A 16,880-nucleotide genomic window follows, 5' to 3' on the forward strand; every position below is an offset into this window, starting at 1 on the left:
CATCTGGTACGTCGGGGCCATCTGGTACGTCACAGGGGGCCGCGCACGACCGCGAAGGTCGTGCAGTCCGTGTCCTCGTACACGATGTCGCCGTTCATGGCCAGCGGTTGCTCGCCCGGCGGCACCCGTGCTTCGAGGTCGGCCATCAGATACCCGGCCGGGTGCTGGATCCAGCGGTCGCCGCGCAGGACCATCCGGCGCCCGGTCTCCTCGTACGCGCCGACCATCCGGAACGACCCGTTCGGCACACCGGGGTTGTCGGGGTGGGCGGAGAAGGAGAACACGGCCTCCAGGGCCCCCGTGGGGGTGGCGGTGATCCGCAGCGAGAGCCGGGTCACGCCCTGGGTGCAGTGGTAGCTCCCCCGCCAGTTCCCGACCACGGGAATCGGTGCGGCCGTGGGCGAAGTCGTCACCGGATTCGTCGTCACCGGTGGGGGCGACGCCGGTTGGCTGCTCGCGGTCGACACGGAGGCGGACGGAGTCGGGGTCCCCGTCGCCGAGTTGGCGCCGCCGCCCCCTGGGTTCCCGGCCAGGTACCAGGTGAGGCCGCCCGTCGTCAGGACGGCCGCGGCGACCGCGGCGGCGAGCGGACCCCCACGCGCCCCCTTCCGTACGGAAGGCTGCTTGCCGAGCTGGGCCGCAGGACTGTCGGGGACGGTGGCCGCAGCCGGAGCCGGGGCCGGCTCGGGCGACCGGGGGCGGACGGAGGACCGGGTCGGCGCCGCCGCGTCCACGACGCCAGGTGTCGGAGTGGGCGGAGCCACCGCGTCCACGACCGTGGGCGTCGGGCCGGACGGCGCCCCCGGCTCCCGGCTGTCCGGCTGCCGGGGGTCCTCCGCAGGCCGCGGCACCGCCTCCGCCAGGTCCACCGCGTCCACCGGGCCTTGTGACCCGCCCGGCACGGAGTCCGCGCCGGAGTCCACCACCGAGTCCGCGACGGCGCCCGGCAGCCACGCGGCGCCGGCTGCCGCGCCCGGCGCGAGCTCGTCGAGGAGTTCGCGTACCGAAGGCCGGTCGCCCGGCTCCTTGGCCAGGCAACGGGCGACGAGTTCCCGGACCCGGGGCGGCAGCCCGTCGAGGTCGGGCTCCTCGTGGGCGACCCGGTACATCACGCGCGCGGGGCTCGCCCCGTCTCCGCCGCCCGCCGACGTACCGCCGAAGGGCCCGTGGCCGGAGGCGGCGAACGCGAGGGCCGACCCGAGGGCGAAGACGTCGACGGCGGGCGTGATCTCGGCCCCGGTGAGCTGTTCGGGGGCCATGAAGCCCACGGTGCCGAGGACGACTCCGCTGCGGGTCAGCGCGGAGGTCGCCTCGGCGGAGGCCGAGATGCCGAAGTCGATGACGCGCGGGCCGTCGGACGCCAGCAGGATGTTGGACGGCTTCAGGTCGCGGTGGATCACGCCGCCGGCGTGGATCGCCTCCAGGGCCTCGGCGAGCCCCGCCGCCAGGGCGAGTACCGACCGCTCCGGCCAGGCGCCGTGGCGCCGTACCGCCTCGTCGAGGGAGGGCCCCGGGACGTATGCCGTGGCCAACCACGGAGGGTCGCCGTCCGGGTCGGCGTCGACGACCCCTGCGGTGAAGACTCCGTTCACCGATCGGGCGAGCCGTACCTCACGGGCGAAGCGGCGTCTGAACTCCGTGTCCCCGGCGAGCTCGGGCCTGATCACCTTGACGGCGAGCGCCCGGCCGCCCCGCGAACGCGCGAGGTAGACGGCCCCCATGCCGCCCCTGCCCAGCAGACCGCTGATCCCGTACGGGCCGACCTCCACCGGGTCGTCGCCCGCGAGCGGCCGCACACGGTTCTCCATCCCGCCCCACCCCCCACGCGAATCCTAGGGCGTGGCCCGCCGATCGGTCCTGAGCTTGGAAGATCGGCGGGACGCCCCTGGGACGCTCGGGGCTACTGCGCGGTCGCCGTCAGGTCGCCTCGGCGCGGGGCCGCGAAGCGGTCCAGGTCGGCGCGGGTCAGGCCGGTGAGGGCGTCGACCTCGAAGGTGTCGAGGGCGCCGCAGTCGATGCCGCGGAGGAGGTAGGAGCTGAGCGCCTTGGCGGTGGCGGGCTCGTCCATGACGTCGCCGCCCGCGTGGTTGGCGTAGGCGGAGAGGCGCTTGGCGGCGGCCTCGAAGCCCTCGCGGTAGAAGGCGAAGACGGCGGCGTACCGGGTCGGGATGTGGCCCGGGTGCATGTCCCAGCCCTGGTAGTAGGCGCGGGCGAGCGCGCGGCGGGTGAGGCCGTAGTGCAGGCGCCAGGCCTCGTGCACGTGCTCGGTGGAGCCGACCGGCAGGACGTTGGTCGAGCCGTCGGAGACCCGTACGCCCGTGCCCGCGGCGGCGACCTGCATGATCGCCTTGGCGTGGTCGGCGGCCGGGTGGTCGCTGGCCTGGTAGGCGGCGGAGACGCCCAGGCAGGCGCTGTAGTCGAAGGTGCCGTAGTGCAGTCCGGTCGCGCGGCCCTCGGCGGCGCCGATCATGCGGGCGACGGCGGCGGTGCCGTCGGAGGCGAGGATGGACTGGCTGGTCTCGATCTGGATCTCGAAGCCCAGGCGTCCCGCGTCCAGGCCGTGGGCCTTCTCGAAGGCCTCGAGGAGCCGGACGAAGGCCGAGACCTGCTCGGGGTAGGTGACCTTGGGGAGGGTGAGTACGAGCCCGTCGGGCAGGCCGCCGTTCTCCAGGAGGCCGGTGAGGAAGACGTCGGTGGTGCGGATGCCGCGGTCGCGTACGGCGGCCTCCATGCACTTCATCCGGATGCCCATGTACGGGGCGGCAGTGCCGTTCTCGTACGCCGCCGAGATCAGCCGGGCCGCGCGGGCGGCGTCCTGATCCTCGTCGTCGCCCGCGTAACCGTCCTCGAAGTCGACCCGGAGGTCCTCGATCGGCTCGCGCTCCAGCTTGGCCCGTACGCGGCCGTAGACGTCCTCGGCGAGGTCGTCGGAGAGGCCGAGGACGGCGGCGAAGGAGGAGGCGTCGGGGGCGTGCTCGTCGAGGGCGGCGAGGGCCTGGGCGCCCCAGGAGCGGATGGTTCCGGCGTCGAAGACGTTGCCGGGGACGTAGACCGTGTGGACGGGCTGGCGGGTGCCCGGGTCGCCCGGGTAGCGCCGGTCGAGCTCGGCGTCCACCGCTGCGAGGGAGTCGCTGATGCCCTCGCTGACCGCTCCGGCGAGGCTCGTCGACACCTTCTCCTGCTGGCCCATCCCACATCCTCCTGTTTTCCGCTTCACGGAATCAACAATCCGTATAGCGAAGTTAGTAGTCCGCCGGGACCTGCGTCAATGGGTGTCCGAAACGGCCGGGGGCCGCGCGGTGATCATCACCACGCGGCCCCCGGACCGAACAGAACCGCAGGTCAGCCCTTACGGGTCTTGATCTCCTCGGTCAGCTGCGGGACGACGTCGAAGAGGTCGCCGACCACGCCGTAGTCGACCAGGTCGAAGATCGGGGCCTCGGCGTCCTTGTTGATGGCGACGATGGTCTTCGAGGTCTGCATACCCGCGCGGTGCTGGATCGCACCGGAGATGCCGGAGGCGATGTACAGCTGCGGCGAGACCGACTTGCCGGTCTGGCCGACCTGGTTGGAGTGCGGGTACCAGCCGGCGTCGACGGCGGCGCGCGAGGCGCCGACGGCGGCACCGAGCGAGTCGGCGAGCGCCTCGATGATCGCGAAGTTCTCGGCGCCGTTCACACCGCGGCCGCCGGAGACCACGATCGCGGCCTCGGTCAGCTCCGGGCGACCGGTCGACTCGCGCGGGGTGCGCGAAGTGACCTTGGTGCCGGTGGCCTGGGCGGAGAAGGTGACGGCGAGCGCCTCGACGGCACCGGCGGCGGGGGCGGCCTCGACGGGAGCCGAGTTCGGCTTGACCGTGATGACCGGGGTGCCCTTGGAGACACGGGACTTGGTGGTGAAGGAGGCGGCGAACGCGGACTGCGTCGCGACCGGGCCCTCGTCACCGGCCTCCAGGTCCACGGCGTCGGTGATGATGCCGGAGCCGATGCGGACCGCGAGACGGGCCGCGATCTCCTTGGCCTCGGCGGAGGACGGTACGAGCACGGCGGCCGGGGAGACGGCCTCGTACGCGGCCTGCAGCGCGTCGACCTTCGGGACGACGAGGTACTCGGCGAACTCGGGGGCGTCGGCGGTGAGGACCTTGACGGCGCCGTGCTCGGCGAGGGCCGGGGCGGTGGCCTCGGCGCCGGGGCCCAGCGCGACGGCGACGGGCTCGCCGAGGCGGCGGGCCAGGGTCAGCAGCTCCAGGGTGGGCTTGCGGACGGCTCCGTCGACGTGGTCGACGTAGACGAGAATCTCAGCCATGGGGGTTCAATCTCCTGCGAACGAAGAGGGGGCGGACTTCAGCGGCTCGCGCGAGCCCTTTAGACGAACTTCTGGCTCGCGAGGTACTCGGCCAGCTGCTTGCCGCCCTCGCCCTCGTCCTTGACGATCGTTCCCGCGGTGCGGGCCGGACGCTCGGCGGCGGAGTCGACGGCGGTCCAGGAACCCTCCAGGCCGACCTCGTCTGCCTCGATGTCGAGGTCGTCGAGGTCCAGGGACTCCACCGGCTTCTTCTTGGCGGCCATGATGCCCTTGAAGGACGGGTAGCGGGCCTCGCCCGACTGGTCCGTCACCGACACGACGGCCGGGAGGGAGGCCTCCAGCTGCTCGGAGGCGGTGTCTCCGTCGCGGCGGCCCTTGACGACGCCGTCCTCGACGGAGACCTCGGAGAGCAGCGTGACCTGCGGGACGCCCAGACGCTCGGCCAGGATCGCCGGGAGGACACCCATGGTGCCGTCGGTGGAGGCCATACCGGCGATGACGAGGTCGTAGCCGGTCTTCTCGATGGCCTTGGCGAGCACCAGCGAGGTACCCATGACGTCGGAGCCGTGCAGGTCCTCGTCCTCGACGTGGACGGCCTTGTCGGCACCCATGGAGAGCGCCTTGCGCAGCGCGTCCTTGGCGTCCTCCGGGCCGACCGTGAGCACGGTGACCTCGGCGTCGTCGGCTTCTTCCGCGATCTGCAGCGCCTGCTCGACCGCGTACTCGTCGAGCTCCGACAGCAGGCCGTCGACGTCCTCGCGGTCGACGGTCAGGTCATCGGCGAAGTGCCGGTCGCCGGTGGCGTCGGGCACGTACTTCACACAGACAACGATCCTCAAGCTCACGCCGGCTCTCCTACTGCATCGTCATAACTGGGCTGCCTTGTTGCTCGCAGCATAGGCGCCTGAAGGGCGGGTTTCCTGGTCGGGGCGTCCGACCCCCACCAGGATATTACTCGTCAGTACACCCAGTCCGTTACCTCTGAGCAAGCGCTCAGGCATGTGACCTTGCCAACGCTCGGGTTAGGGAACCCTCAGTCACGCAGAGCGTTGAACCGGCCCTGGTGGTAGAGGAGCGGACGCCCCTCTCCGGCAGGGTCTCCGGCGACGGCCTCGGCGATCACGATCCGATGGTCCCCGGCCGGGACGCGGGCGACCACTCGGCACACCAGCCAGGCGAGAACTCCGTCCAGGATCGGGACGCCCTCGGGGCCGACGCTCCACCGGGTGGGGGCGCCGAACCGGTCGGCGCCGCTGCGGGCGAAGGTCTCCGCGAGCTCCCGCTGGTGCTCGCCGAGGACGTGGACGCCTATGTACTCGGCCTCGGAGACCACGGGCCAGCTGGAGCTGGAGGTGCCCACGCCGAAGGAGAGCAGCGGCGGTTCGGCGGCCACGGAGGTGAGGGATGTGGCGGTGAAGCCGACGGGGTGGTCCCCGTGGGCGGTGACGACCGCTACACCGGCCGCGTGCCGCCGGAAGACGGAACGGAGGAGGCCGGAAGAGGCTTCACGGGCCTGGGAGGCTTCACGGGCCGCAGCCGGGGAGGCTTCACGGGCCGGAAGGGGCTGACGAGGGGCGCCGATCGTGCGGAGGTCGGGCGAGACCGTCATGGAGTTGTCCTTCTGCGAGGGCGACGTGCGGGGGGTCCGGAGGTTCTCAGACACCCGGACAGCGCGCGCTCGCGTGACGGGCCAGGTCGACGTGGACCCGCCCATGGAGAAGGAGTTCAAAAAGCACGTCGTCAGCCTGACGATCCATGGTCGGTGCAGTCAAGCGCGTACCGGCATGTGGGAGATGTGTCACCGCGTCAGACCGCTCGCCCCAGGGCGGCGATGACGTCCGCGCGCCGGGGCTGGCCCGAGGCCCGTACGACGACACGGCCGACGCGGTCGAGGACGAGCACGGTGGGGGTGCGGACGATGTCGTACTTCCGTACGAGGTCGAGGCGCTCCTCGGCGTCGATCTCGACGTGGCCCACGCCCTCGACCATCCCGGCGACCTCGGCCAGCGTGCGCCGCGTGGCGCGGCAGGGCTGACAGAAGGCCGTGGAGAACTGGACCAGGGTGGCCCTCTCCCCCAGCTCGACCCCCGCCTCGGCACCGAGTCCGTCGCCGCCCGACATACCGGACCGTCCCTCCATGTCTCCGTCTCCCTTTCACCGCCCGTCGACCCACCACACCCCCCGTGCAGCGTCCGCGACCGCCGATCGATTCCCGTCACGGCCACCGGGCGTGACGATTATCTCTCGGTACGGAGCCGTCAGGACTGGTCAGCACGGCCCACATGGGGCACGATCTGCCCAAAGCCGAAAACCTACGGCCGCGTAACTTCCGCCGGGAGAACCCTCCCCAGGCACAGAAGAAGGGGTTCCTCTCAGATGGCAGAACTCGTGTATCGGCCGGTCATCGGTGCCGCCCTGACTCTCTTCAAGGCGCTGGACCTCAAGATCGACACGCAGGGTTCGGAGCACATCCCGCGGACCGGTGGTGCGGTGCTCGTCAGCAACCACATCAGCTATCTGGACTTCATCTTCACGGGCCTGGCCGCGCTGCCGCAGAAGCGGCTCGTCCGCTTCATGGCCAAGGACTCGGTGTTCCGGCACAAGGTGTCGGGCCCGCTGATGCGCGGCATGAAGCACATCCCGGTGGACCGTTCGCAGGGCGAGCACGCCTACAAGCACGCGCTGGAGTCGCTGCGGGCCGGGGAGATCATCGGTGTCTTCCCCGAGGCGACCATCTCGCAGTCCTTCACGCTGAAGAGCTTCAAGTCGGGTGCCGCGCGGCTCGCGCAGGAGGCCGGGGTTCCGCTGATCCCGATGGCGCTCTGGGGCACGCAGCGCATCTGGACCAAGGGCCGGCCGCGGAACTTCAAGCGCAGCCACATCCCCGTGACGATCCGGGTCGGCGAGCCGCTGGAGGCGCCCGCGGACCAGTACGCGGGTGCGATCACCCGGCGGCTGCGCGAGCGTTGCCAGGAGCTCCTGGAGGCCGCGCAGCGCGCCTATCCCGTACGCCCCAAGGACGCGACCGACACCTGGTGGGTACCCGCGCACCTCGGGGGCACGGCGCCGACCGCGGCCGAGGTGAAGGACGCCGGCTGACGCCGGGGGTCGTCCCGTCCACCGGCTCGGCCTTCGCGGAAACGTCACTCCGAGCCGTACGCCAGTAGGCCCGCTCCGAGCCGTACGCCCGTGATCCCGCCCGCGCCGGCCCGAGCGGTACGCCAGTAGGCCCGCAGTCCCGCAGTCCCGCAGTCCCGCTCCGAGCCGTACCGCCGCCAGCCCTACTCCGGGTCGCGGACGGTGATCCGCGCCCCGGGGCTCAGCTTCTCCAGCGACTCGGCGAGCTCCTCCCCCGCCGCGAGCAGCTCCTCGCGCGTCATGGGCGCGAGCGACTCCAGCAGGAAGATCGCGTTCACGGTGTCGTCGTCGATCCGGGTGCGCGGCCCCTGGCGCCAGTTCCAGCGGCGGCAGGTGACGCCGGCGTCGTCGCACCAGACGATCTCGCCCGGCTCCGGGTGCTCGACGGCCTCCTCGCCGCCCGCCACGGTCACGAACGGCTCGTCGCCGATGGCCCGTACGAGGCGCATGCCGCCCTTGATGCGGTCCAGGTCCTCACCGCCGGCCGGGACGAGATGCGCGACGCTGATCGCGTTGTAGGCGTCGACGAGCCGGTTGATCCGGGGCAGCCCGCCGTCGGCGAGTGCGCGCTTGGCCAGCGCCTCGGCGGAGTTGCGGGTACGGGAGGGCTTGGCGCCGAACGCGGTGTACGCGGCGCGCCAGGCCGCGATGTGCGGGTCCTTGTCCGGGGCCTGGCCGGCGAGCCGCCCGGCGAGGCGGCGCGTGGCGTCGTCGAGGAGGGCCGAACTGGCCTCGTCGCTGGGTCCGTTGACCAGTCCGTGGGCCTCGACGGCGAGATGCGTGAAGCCGGGGACGAGGGCGCGCACCTCGTCGGAGACGGTCAGGGTGAGGGGCATGGTCGTCCTTGCGTCAGCGGTCGGTCAGTACAGCGTACAGCACTACACAGTCCACTCTACTGAACTCCCGGTCTGCACGATCGGCGCTGAGAACCCAACAAGGACGGCCCAACGAAGACGGCCGGCCGGAAGTCGATGACTTTCCGGCCGGCCGCATCTCTGTGGAGATCGCTCGGGAGGGGCGCTAGCGCGCCATCTCCTCCTTCAGCGCCTGGAGGAAGGCGTCGACGTCGTCCTCCGTGGTGTCGAAGGAGCACATCCAGCGGACGTCGCCCGCGGCCTCGTCCCAGAAGTAGAAGCGGAACCGCTTCTGCAGCCGGGTGCTCACCTCGTGCGGAAGCCGCGCGAAGACGGCGTTGGCCTGCACCGGGTAGAGGATCTCCACCCCGTCCACCTCACGCACGCCGGCCGCGAGGCGCTGCGCCATCGCGTTGGCGTGCGAGGCGTTGCGCAGCCACAGGTCCTTGGCGAGCAGCGCCTCCAGCTGCACCGACACGAACCGCATCTTGGAGGCGAGCTGCATGGACAGCTTGCGCAGGTGCTTCATGTGGCTGACGGCGTCCGGGTCGAGGACGACCACGGCCTCGCCGAACATCATGCCGTTCTTGGTGCCGCCGTACGAGATCACGTCGACGCCGACCGCGTTGGTGAACGCCCGCATCGGCACGTTCAGGGAGGCGGCGGCGTTGGCTATCCGGGCGCCGTCGAGGTGCACCTTCATGCCCTTGCCGTGGGCGTGCTCGACGATGGCCCGGATCTCGTCCACGGTGTAGACCGTGCCCAGCTCGGTGTTCTGGGTGATCGAGACGACCTGCGGCATCGCGCGGTGCTCGTCCTCCCAGCCCCAGGCCTGGCGGTCGATGAGCTCGGGGGTGAGCTTGCCGTCCGGGGTGGGCACCGTGAGCAGCTTGAGGCCGCCCATCCGCTCCGGGGCACCGCCCTCGTCCACGTTGATGTGCGCGGACTCGGCGCAGATCACCGCGCCCCAGCGGTCGGTCAGCGCCTGCAGGGCGGTGACGTTCGCCCCGGTGCCGTTGAAGACCGGGAAGGCCTCGGCGCTCGGCCCGAAGTGGCTGTGCATGATCCGCTGGAGGTGATCGGTGTAGTCGTCCTCGCCGTACGCGATCTGGTGACCGCCGTTGGCGAGCGCGACGGCCGCGAGCACCTCCGGGTGGACGCCCGCGTAGTTGTCGCTGGCGAAGCCCCGGACCGACGGGTCGTGGTGACGACGGGCGTCGGTCTTCGCGGGCAGGGCGCCGGCCACGGTGGGAGCCAGGGCCGGGGTCACGGCTTGGGGGTCAGCCACAGACGCTGTCCATTCACTTCCTGCGCGGGCCGCTCCCAGACGGAAGCGATCTCGTCGGCCAGATCCTTGACGTCGGTGAAGCCCGCGAACTTCGCATTGGGGCGCTCGGCGCGCATGGCGTCGTGCACCAGTGCCTTGATCACCAGGATGGCAGCCGCCGTCTTGGGACCGTCCTCGCCCCCCGCCTTGCGGAAGTCGTCACCCATGGCGAGCGTCCAGGCCTCGGCGGCGGCCTTGGCGGCGGCGTAGGCCGCGTTGCCGGCCGTGGGCTTCGAGGCGCCCGCCGCGCTGATCAGCACGTAGCGTCCGCGGTCGCTGCGGAGCAGCGGGTCGTGGAAGGCGAGCGAGGTGGACTGGACGGTACGGATGAGGAGCTTCTCCAGGAAGGTCCAGTCGGCGAGGTCGGTCTCGGCGAAGGAGGCGCTGCCGCGCCAGCCGCCGACGAGGTGGACGAGGCCGTCGATCCGACCGAACTCCTTCTCCGTCTTGTCGGCCCATTCCCGTGCGGCGCCGAGGTCGAACAGATCGACCGTGTCGCCGACGACCGTGGCTCCGCCGTGGGCGTACCGGGCGGCGTCGACCGCCTCGGCGAGGCGCGCCGGGTCGGCGTCCGCGCCGACGACGACGGCTCCCGCTTCGGCGAGGCGCATCAGGGTCGCGCGCCCGGCCGGACCGGCCGCTCCGGCGACCGCGATGACGGCACCCTCCAGCGGCCCACCGTTTCCGTTGCCGTTCATGGTCGTCCCCTCCTCCTCCGTGACTGGGTTCACGCGGCAGCCTGCTCGGCCCGCGAAGCGTTGGCGGCGGTGATGCCCTTGGTCGCGGCGATCACGCCCTTCAGCTTCTTGGAGAGGGCCTCATAGAACATGCTGAGCGGAAACTCGTCCGGAAGCACGTCGTCGACGAGCTTGCGCGGCGGCTGGGTCAGGTCCAGGGCGTCGGGGCCCTTGGCCCAGCGCGATCCGGGGTGCGGGGCGAGGTAGGTGGAGACGAGGTCGTACGCCTTGAACCAGTGGACCAGCTTCGGGCGGTCGATGCCGTCGCGGTACAGCTTCTCGATCTCGGCGCAGAGCTGGTTGGTGACCTCGGGGGCGCGCTGCCAGTCGATCTTCAGCTTGTTGTCCGTCCAGCGCACGACGTCGTGCTTGTGGAGGTACGCGAAGAGGAGCTGGCCGCCCAGACCGTCGTAGTTCCGATTGCGGTCACCGGTGACGGGGAAGCGGAACATCCGGTCGAAGAGCACGGCGTACTGCACGTCACGCCCGTGGGCGTTGCCCTCGGCCTCCAGCTTCACGGCCTCCTTGAAGGCGGTGAGGTCGCAGCGCAGCTCCTCAAGGCCGTACATCCAGAACGGCTGGCGCTGCTTGATCATGAAGGGGTCGAAGGGCAGGTCGCCGTGGCTGTGGGTGCGGTCGTGGACCATGTCCCAGAGCACGAAGGCGGCCTCGCAGCGCTTCTGGTCCTCGACCATGGCCGCGATGTCCTCGGGCAGCTCGATGCCGAGGATGTCGACGGCGGCCTCGGTGACCTTGCGGAAGCGGGCCGCCTCGCGGTCGCAGAAGATGCCGCCCCAGCTGAAGCGCTCGGGGGCCTCGCGCACGGCGATGGTCTCGGGGAAGAGGACGGCCGAGTTCGTGTCGTAACCGGCGGTGAAGTCCTCGAAGGTGATGCCACAGAACAGCGGGTTGTCGTAGCGGGTGCGCTCCAGCTCGGAGAGCCACTCCGGCCAGACCATGCGCAGCACGACCGCTTCGAGGTTGCGGTCCGGGTTGCCGTTCTGGGTGTACATCGGGAAGAGCGCCAGGTGCTGGAGCCCGTCCTGGCGGTCGGCGGCCGGCTGGAAGGCGAGCAGCGAGTCCAGGAAGTCCGGGACCTCGAAGCCGCCCTCGACCCACTTGCGCAGGTCGGCGACGAGCGCGCGGTGGTACGCGGCGTCGTGCGGGAGCAGCGGGGAGAGCTGCTCGACCGCGACGACGATCCGCTCGACGGTGGACTCGGCGAGGGTGCGGGACGGCGCGCCCTCGGCCTCGAAGTCGATGGAGCCGTCCTTGCTCTGCCAGGGGCGGATCTGCTCCACGGCACCCTTGAGCTCGGGCCAGGCAGGGTGCTCGACCACCGGGACAGCGGTCGCTATTCCCCCACGGGTTGCGTCCTGCACAAGAATTTCCGTCATTTCACTTCCTCCACAGGAGAACCTCGCGTCAAGACACCGTATCCGTCCACGGTTCCTCCAGACAAGAGGGGCAAGAGAAATTATCCTGCGACACCCCCATGGTCACCGTGAATTTTCCTGCCGGACGGCGTCGAGGCACTCGCATCCGCCGCCGCGGCCATCGGGCGCCCTTGCCCTCGGTGACGTACGGGACGACTCATCACGCACATGCCCTCGAAGGGGTTGTCCTGCGGGGCTGCCCTCTCTTTCAATTCGCCATATGACCAGTCGTCCGTCCAAGAAGAGGCAGCAGCCGGAGCGGGGACTGCCGCAGACCGCGTGGGCGGTGCTCGGGCTGCTCTCGTTCCCCGGCGAGCGCACCGGCTACGAGCTGAAGAAGTGGGCGGACGCGTCGCTGCGCTTCTTCTACTGGTCGCCGGCGATCAGCCAGATCTACGCGGAGCTGCGCCGGCTCGAGGAGTGCGGGTACGTGACGTCCGCGCGCTCGGGCCCTGAGGAGCCCCGCACCAAGCGGCGGTACGCGATCACCGAGGCGGGCAGGACGGCGCTGGCGGGCTGGGCGGGCGGCGACGGCGGGTCGGTGGTCCTGAAGCACCCGCTGGTGCTGCGGGTCTGGCTGGGGCACCTCGCCGAGCCGGACCGGCTGCGCGCGCTCGTCGAGGAGCACATCGACCGGACCCGCGCGGAGCTGAAGGAGGCCAGGGACGCCCTGGCCCACGCGGAGTCCGTACCGCAGTGGCGCCACCCGGCCGTGGCCCTGCGCTGGAGCGTGCGGCAGCACCTGGCGGAGCTGGACCTCGCGGAGGCGATGCTGGCGGATCTGGCGGGGTTGGAAGGGGTGGGCTCGCCCGAGGGCTCTCCGGACGCGGCCTAGGGAGTGTCCGGAAAGTATGGTCGTCCGCCCGAAGGGCGGGGCTCGCGGCGTCCGGTGCGTGCGATCGCAAGGCGCCGGGATGCTCTCGTAGCGGAGCTACGTGGGCATTTCGGCAACGCGGCGAGCGTGCGTGCCGGGCGTCGCGAGCCAGGCCAGACTTTCCGGACGCGACCTAGGGGCTGCGCGTACGTCGGAGGGGTGGGTTCCGATGGCTCGCGCGCATGCGCTTCCTTCTTCCGGTGAAGTCATTAGGCTGCGCCCCGAGCCGCACCGGGAGCCCGGAGGGACCTGGGCCCGGACATCGACGGAAGCGAGAAGATCTTGAGTTTCCTCACCATCGGTCACCGCGGAGTCATGGGCGTCGAGCCCGAGAACACCCTGCGTTCCTTCGTCCGCGCCGAACAGTCCGGCATGGACGTCATCGAGCTGGACCTGCACCTGAGCAAGGACGGCGCCCTCGTCGTCATGCACGACGCGGACGTCGGCCGGACGACCGACGGCAGCGGCCCGATCGCCGACAAGACCCTCGCGGAGCTGCGCGAGCTCGACGCGGGGCACGGGGAGCGGGTCCCCGTTTTCGAGGAGGTCCTCGACGCGGTGCGCTCCCCGCTCCAGGCGGAGATCAAGGACGCGGCGGCGGCCCGCGTGCTCGCCGAGGTGATGATCCGGCGCGATCTGGTCGGCCGCGTGGAGGTCCTCTCCTTCCACGACGAGGCGCTGACCGAGGTCACGCGCCTGGTCCCCGGCGTCCGTACCGCGCTGGTGGCCGAGGAGTGGGGCGAGGACCTCGTGGACCGGGCGAAGGCCGTCGGCGCCGGCGCGCTCGTCCTGAGCATCCGGAACCTCACCCTGGAGACGGTCGAGCACGCCCACCGGGAGGGGCTGCGGGTGATCGGCTGGGTGGTCAACACCCAGGACCACCTGCGGCTCGTCCGCGCCCTTGAGCTGGACGGCGCGACGACCGACTACCCCGAGATCCGCCGCACGGGCCGCTTCACGGCCTGAGCCGCGGGGACTTGCCGCGGGGCTCGCCCCGGGGACTCGTCCCGGGGCTCAGACCAACGGCTTCACCAGGAGCTCGAACTGCAGGCCGTCCCGCTGCGGGATGCCGAAACGCTCGTCGCCGTGCGGGTACGGGGTCATCCGGCCCGTACGGCGGTAGCCGCGCCGCTCGTACCAGGCGACGAGCTCCTCGCGCACGGAGATCACGGTCATGTGCATCTCGCTCACGCCCCAGATCTCCCGGACCCGGCGCTCCGCCTCCTCGATGATGCGGCGGCCGAGGCCCGCGCCCTGGAGCTCGGGGCGGACGGCGAACATGCCGAAGTAGGCGACATCACCACGGTGTTCGAGCTGGCAGCAGGCGACGATCTCGCCGTCGCGCTCCACCACCATCAGCCGGCTGCCCGGGGTGCTGATGACGGCGCGCACCTCCTTCTCGTCGGTGCGCTTGCCCTGCAGGATGTCCGCCTCGGTCGTCCAGCCGGCCCGGCTGGAGTCGCCTCGGTACGCCGACTCGACGAGGGGCACGAGGACCGGGACGTCGTCCTCCACCGCGTCGCGGTAGGCGATCCGGTCGGTGTCCTGGGGCGTGGCGGTGTCCATGCTGTTCGGGTCTCCCCTCGGGGGCGCTGACGATCCCCCCGAGGGTAACGCGCTCGGGGCGTGCTCCCCCACGTACACCTGTGCGCTCGCGTACGCCGCTCCCGGTGCGGGAATCGACCCGGAGGAGAAGACCACGGGGAGGTGTGTCGTGCACGGACCGGCCATGACGGCCTGGCTGTTGCTGACGCTGTGCGGGGCGAGCGCGGTCTACTGCCTGCTGCGGGCGCGCCGCTGTGTGGGAGAGGAGCGCAGAACGGCCGTGGGCGAGGCGGTGATGGGGTTCGGGATGGCGGCGATGGCGCTGCCCGCGACGGTCGTGACCCCGCCGGCCTGGTCGTGGGCGGTGTACGCGGCGGTGTTCGGGGCGGCGGCGCTGCACGCGCTCGCGTCGGTGCGGCGCGGCGGTCACCATCTGCACCACCTGGTGGGTTCGCTGGTGATGGTCTACATGGCGTGGCCCGGCGGCGCCCAGGTGGCGGCGCACGGGGGCCACGGGGGCGGCGGGGGCGGCGGGGCCGTGCCGCTGGTGACGGGCGCGCTGCTCGTCTACTACCTCGCGTACGTGCTCCGCTCGGGCGCGCGACTCGTCCCGGTGGCGGGGCCCGCGGCGGTCGCGGTGGCGGGGCCCGGGGGCGGGTCCGCACCGGTGTGGGTCGTCCGGCCGGAGTTCACGCTCGTGTGCCGACTGTCGATGGCCCTCGCGATGCTGGCGATGCTCGTCACGCTGTGAACCTCCGGAGAACCGGGCGGACGGGCGGTCGGTCTGCCGAGCGGCCTGGCGGGCGGACTCACGGAGGCGGACTCGCGGAGGCTGACTCGCGGGCGATCGGGCAGCCGCCAGGCCCGCGATGCCGTGGCGTACGTCACTTGGTGCGCCAGGCCGTTACCTCGGCGTTGCACGGCCTCATAGGCTGACGCCATGTTGGTCTCCCTCGCGTTGCTCGCGCTCGGCGTCCTGACCGCCGTCGCGGCCCCACGACTGCTCTCGCGGTCCGACTGGGCGGAACGCGAGCCCGTGGTGGCGCTCTGGATGTGGCAGTGCGTGGTGGCGGCCGTGCTCCTCTGCTTCGCGCTGTCGATGACGTTCAGCGCGGCCGCCGCCTGGCACGTGGTGCGCGGCCAGGTCTTCGCTCCCGCGCCGCGCCAGGTCATCGAGGCGTACGAACTGGGCACCCACCAGCCGTGGTCGGCGGCGCTCGCCGTGCTCCTCGCCTGTGGCGGGCTGTGGACCGGCGCGATGCTCACCCGGGAGATCCGCGGGGCGCGGGCCCGCCGCCGGCAGCGGCGCTGCGAACTGCTCGTCCGTTCCCCGCTGTTGCCCGGCGAGGAGCCGGGGAGCGAGCCGCTCGTCGTCCTGGAGGGCGAGCGGCCTGACGCCTGGTGGCTGCCGGGAACCACGCCCCAGTTGGTCATCACGACGGCGGCGCTGCGCCGGCTGAAGGGGCGCCAGCTCGACGCCGTCCTCGCCCACGAGCAGGGACACGCCCGGGCGCGCCACGACTGGTTGCTGCACTGCTCGGGCGCGCTCGCGAACGGCTTCCCCGGCATTCCGGTCTTCGCGGCCTTCCGTGACCAGATGCACGGGCTGGTGGAGCTGGCGGCCGACGACGTCGCCTCACGGCGGTTCGGGCGGCTGACGATCGCGCTCGCGCTGGTGGAACTCAACGAGGAGCGCGGGGTGTTCGGCCCCGGTACGACCCCCGGCGCGGACCTGCCCCGGCGGGTGAACCGGCTCCTCACGGCCGCGCCCCGGCTCACACCGGTTCGGCGGCTGCGTCTGACGGCCGCCGCCGCCCTGGTGCCCGTGGTGCCCGTCCTGGTGGCGTTCGTCCCCGCGTTGAGGGCGCTCGGATAGCCCGGACAGCGCGGACGGTGACGCGCCGGCGCGCGGGTCGGGGAAGATCGGCCCATGCGTTCCTCCGCGATGGTCTCCGGTGCTCTGTTCGTGGTGCTGCTCGTGCTCGTGGGGGTCGGTTGGTCGCCGCTCCTCTCCCTGGACCGGTCGGTCGCCGAGTCCCTGCACCGCACCGCAGTCGCCGAGCCCGGTCTCACCCGGTTCAACCGCGTGCTGTCCGACTGGGTGTGGGATCCGTGGACGATGCGCGCCCTTGTCGTCCTCGCGGCGCTGCTCTTGCTGTGGCGGCGGCGCGAGCCCTGGCTCGCCCTGTGGCTGGTGGGCGCGCTCCTGGTGGCGGCGGGCGTGCAGCAGGCGCTGAAGGCGGCGCTCGGCCGGGAGCGGCCCGGCTGGCCGGATCCCGTCGACTCGGCGCAGTTCGCGGCCTTCCCCTCGGGGCACGCGACGACGGCGATGGTGGGGTGCGGGCTGCTGCTCTGGGTGCTCGCCCTGCGCTGGCGAGACACCTGGCGCGGCTGGAGCGTGCTCGCGGTGGCGGCCCTGGTGTCCGTGGCCGGTGCGGGGTGGACCCGGCTCTATCTGGGCGTGCACTGGCTGACGGACGTCGTCGCGGGCTGGCTGCTCGGCTGGTGCGTCGTCGCTGTGGCGATCATCACGTACCGCCGCTACGGCGGGGACGGATCGAAAACCGGACGGCCGGCCTCATCGGGCCCGAACCGGAGCAGAATGGGAGAAACGACATGAAGCCGCCTGTCCTGGACGATCCCCCGCGTCGCCCAGAACAGACG

At 71.8% G+C, this 16,880-nt stretch carries 17 protein-coding genes; 6 read left to right on the top strand and 11 right to left on the bottom strand.

Features of this window, described 5'->3' with window-relative positions; translation table 11 throughout:
- Positions 1-29 precede the first annotated feature (29 nt).
- The 6 genes from ACGFYP_RS06455 to ACGFYP_RS06480 all read right to left on the bottom strand — a co-directional run bounded on the left by ACGFYP_RS06455 (position 30) and on the right by ACGFYP_RS06480 (position 6,444).
- The gene (locus tag ACGFYP_RS06455) at positions 30-1,808 is read right to left on the bottom strand and encodes a protein kinase (protein WP_393487051.1); all 1,779 of its coding nucleotides are present in this window, start codon (positions 1,806-1,808) and stop codon (positions 30-32) included.
- 92 nt (positions 1,809-1,900) lie between these two features.
- Positions 1,901-3,190: a DUF6986 family protein gene (locus ACGFYP_RS06460; protein WP_393487053.1), complete on the bottom strand. Its 1,290-nt coding sequence runs from the start codon at positions 3,188-3,190 to the stop codon at positions 1,901-1,903.
- Between the two features lie 152 nt (positions 3,191-3,342).
- Positions 3,343-4,305, bottom strand: a complete 963-nt coding sequence (locus tag ACGFYP_RS06465) for an electron transfer flavoprotein subunit alpha/FixB family protein (RefSeq protein WP_393487055.1) — start codon at positions 4,303-4,305, stop codon at positions 3,343-3,345.
- Between the two features lie 59 nt (positions 4,306-4,364).
- A complete protein-coding gene (locus tag ACGFYP_RS06470) occupies positions 4,365-5,150 on the bottom strand; it encodes an electron transfer flavoprotein subunit beta/FixA family protein (protein ID WP_393487057.1) in 786 nt (261 codons plus the stop codon).
- A gap of 188 nt (positions 5,151-5,338) precedes the next feature.
- Positions 5,339-5,914: a flavin reductase family protein gene (locus ACGFYP_RS06475; RefSeq protein ID WP_393487059.1), complete on the bottom strand. Its 576-nt coding sequence runs from the start codon at positions 5,912-5,914 to the stop codon at positions 5,339-5,341.
- 197 nt (positions 5,915-6,111) lie between these two features.
- The gene (locus ACGFYP_RS06480) at positions 6,112-6,444 is read right to left on the bottom strand and encodes a TlpA family protein disulfide reductase (protein ID WP_393487061.1); all 333 of its coding nucleotides are present in this window, start codon (positions 6,442-6,444) and stop codon (positions 6,112-6,114) included.
- A gap of 237 nt (positions 6,445-6,681) precedes the next feature.
- On the opposite strand from ACGFYP_RS06480, the gene ACGFYP_RS06485 reads away from it, so the two are divergent.
- Entirely contained in the window at positions 6,682-7,404 is a 723-nt protein-coding gene (locus ACGFYP_RS06485; RefSeq protein ID WP_393487064.1) for a lysophospholipid acyltransferase family protein, read from the top strand.
- Between the two features lie 182 nt (positions 7,405-7,586).
- On the opposite strand, the gene ACGFYP_RS06490 is transcribed toward ACGFYP_RS06485, so the two are convergent.
- The 4 genes from ACGFYP_RS06490 to ACGFYP_RS06505 all read right to left on the bottom strand — a co-directional run bounded on the left by ACGFYP_RS06490 (position 7,587) and on the right by ACGFYP_RS06505 (position 11,758).
- On the bottom strand, positions 7,587-8,279 hold the full coding sequence (locus ACGFYP_RS06490; RefSeq protein WP_393487067.1) for a B3/4 domain-containing protein: 693 nt from the start codon (positions 8,277-8,279) through the stop codon (positions 7,587-7,589).
- A 184-nt stretch (positions 8,280-8,463) separates the two neighbouring features.
- On the bottom strand, positions 8,464-9,543 hold the full coding sequence (locus ACGFYP_RS06495) for a threonine aldolase family protein (protein WP_393487514.1): 1,080 nt from the start codon (positions 9,541-9,543) through the stop codon (positions 8,464-8,466).
- 20 nt (positions 9,544-9,563) lie between these two features.
- Complete coding sequence (locus ACGFYP_RS06500; RefSeq protein ID WP_393487069.1) at positions 9,564-10,322, bottom strand: SDR family NAD(P)-dependent oxidoreductase; 759 nt, start codon at positions 10,320-10,322, stop codon at positions 9,564-9,566.
- A gap of 29 nt (positions 10,323-10,351) precedes the next feature.
- Positions 10,352-11,758, bottom strand: a complete 1,407-nt coding sequence (locus ACGFYP_RS06505; RefSeq protein ID WP_393487073.1) for a DUF6421 family protein — start codon at positions 11,756-11,758, stop codon at positions 10,352-10,354.
- 259 nt (positions 11,759-12,017) lie between these two features.
- On the opposite strand from ACGFYP_RS06505, the gene ACGFYP_RS06510 reads away from it, so the two are divergent.
- Together ACGFYP_RS06510 and ACGFYP_RS06515 are read left to right on the top strand one after the other, a co-directional pair.
- On the top strand, positions 12,018-12,632 hold the full coding sequence (locus ACGFYP_RS06510) for a PadR family transcriptional regulator (protein ID WP_393487075.1): 615 nt from the start codon (positions 12,018-12,020) through the stop codon (positions 12,630-12,632).
- 321 nt (positions 12,633-12,953) lie between these two features.
- The gene (locus ACGFYP_RS06515) at positions 12,954-13,637 is read left to right on the top strand and encodes a glycerophosphodiester phosphodiesterase (RefSeq protein WP_393487078.1); all 684 of its coding nucleotides are present in this window, start codon (positions 12,954-12,956) and stop codon (positions 13,635-13,637) included.
- A 48-nt stretch (positions 13,638-13,685) separates the two neighbouring features.
- Here the strand turns inward: ACGFYP_RS06515 and ACGFYP_RS06520 are convergent, their stop codons facing one another.
- Positions 13,686-14,237: a GNAT family N-acetyltransferase gene (locus tag ACGFYP_RS06520; protein WP_393487080.1), complete on the bottom strand. Its 552-nt coding sequence runs from the start codon at positions 14,235-14,237 to the stop codon at positions 13,686-13,688.
- A gap of 148 nt (positions 14,238-14,385) precedes the next feature.
- On the opposite strand from ACGFYP_RS06520, the gene ACGFYP_RS06525 reads away from it, so the two are divergent.
- The 3 genes from ACGFYP_RS06525 (at position 14,386) to ACGFYP_RS06535 (ending at position 16,836) form a co-directional block, all read left to right on the top strand.
- Complete coding sequence (locus tag ACGFYP_RS06525; protein ID WP_393487083.1) at positions 14,386-14,967, top strand: DUF5134 domain-containing protein; 582 nt, start codon at positions 14,386-14,388, stop codon at positions 14,965-14,967.
- Between the two features lie 189 nt (positions 14,968-15,156).
- Positions 15,157-16,092, top strand: coding sequence for a M56 family metallopeptidase (locus tag ACGFYP_RS06530; RefSeq protein ID WP_361963465.1), 936 nt, complete (start codon positions 15,157-15,159; stop codon positions 16,090-16,092).
- 54 nt (positions 16,093-16,146) lie between these two features.
- Positions 16,147-16,836, top strand: a complete 690-nt coding sequence (locus ACGFYP_RS06535; RefSeq protein ID WP_393487085.1) for a phosphatase PAP2 family protein — start codon at positions 16,147-16,149, stop codon at positions 16,834-16,836.
- The last annotated feature ends 44 nt before the right edge of the window (positions 16,837-16,880 follow it).

It is taken from the genome of Streptomyces sp. NPDC048370, from assembly GCF_043200825.1.
Classification (GTDB): Bacteria; Actinomycetota; Actinomycetes; order Streptomycetales; family Streptomycetaceae; genus Streptomyces.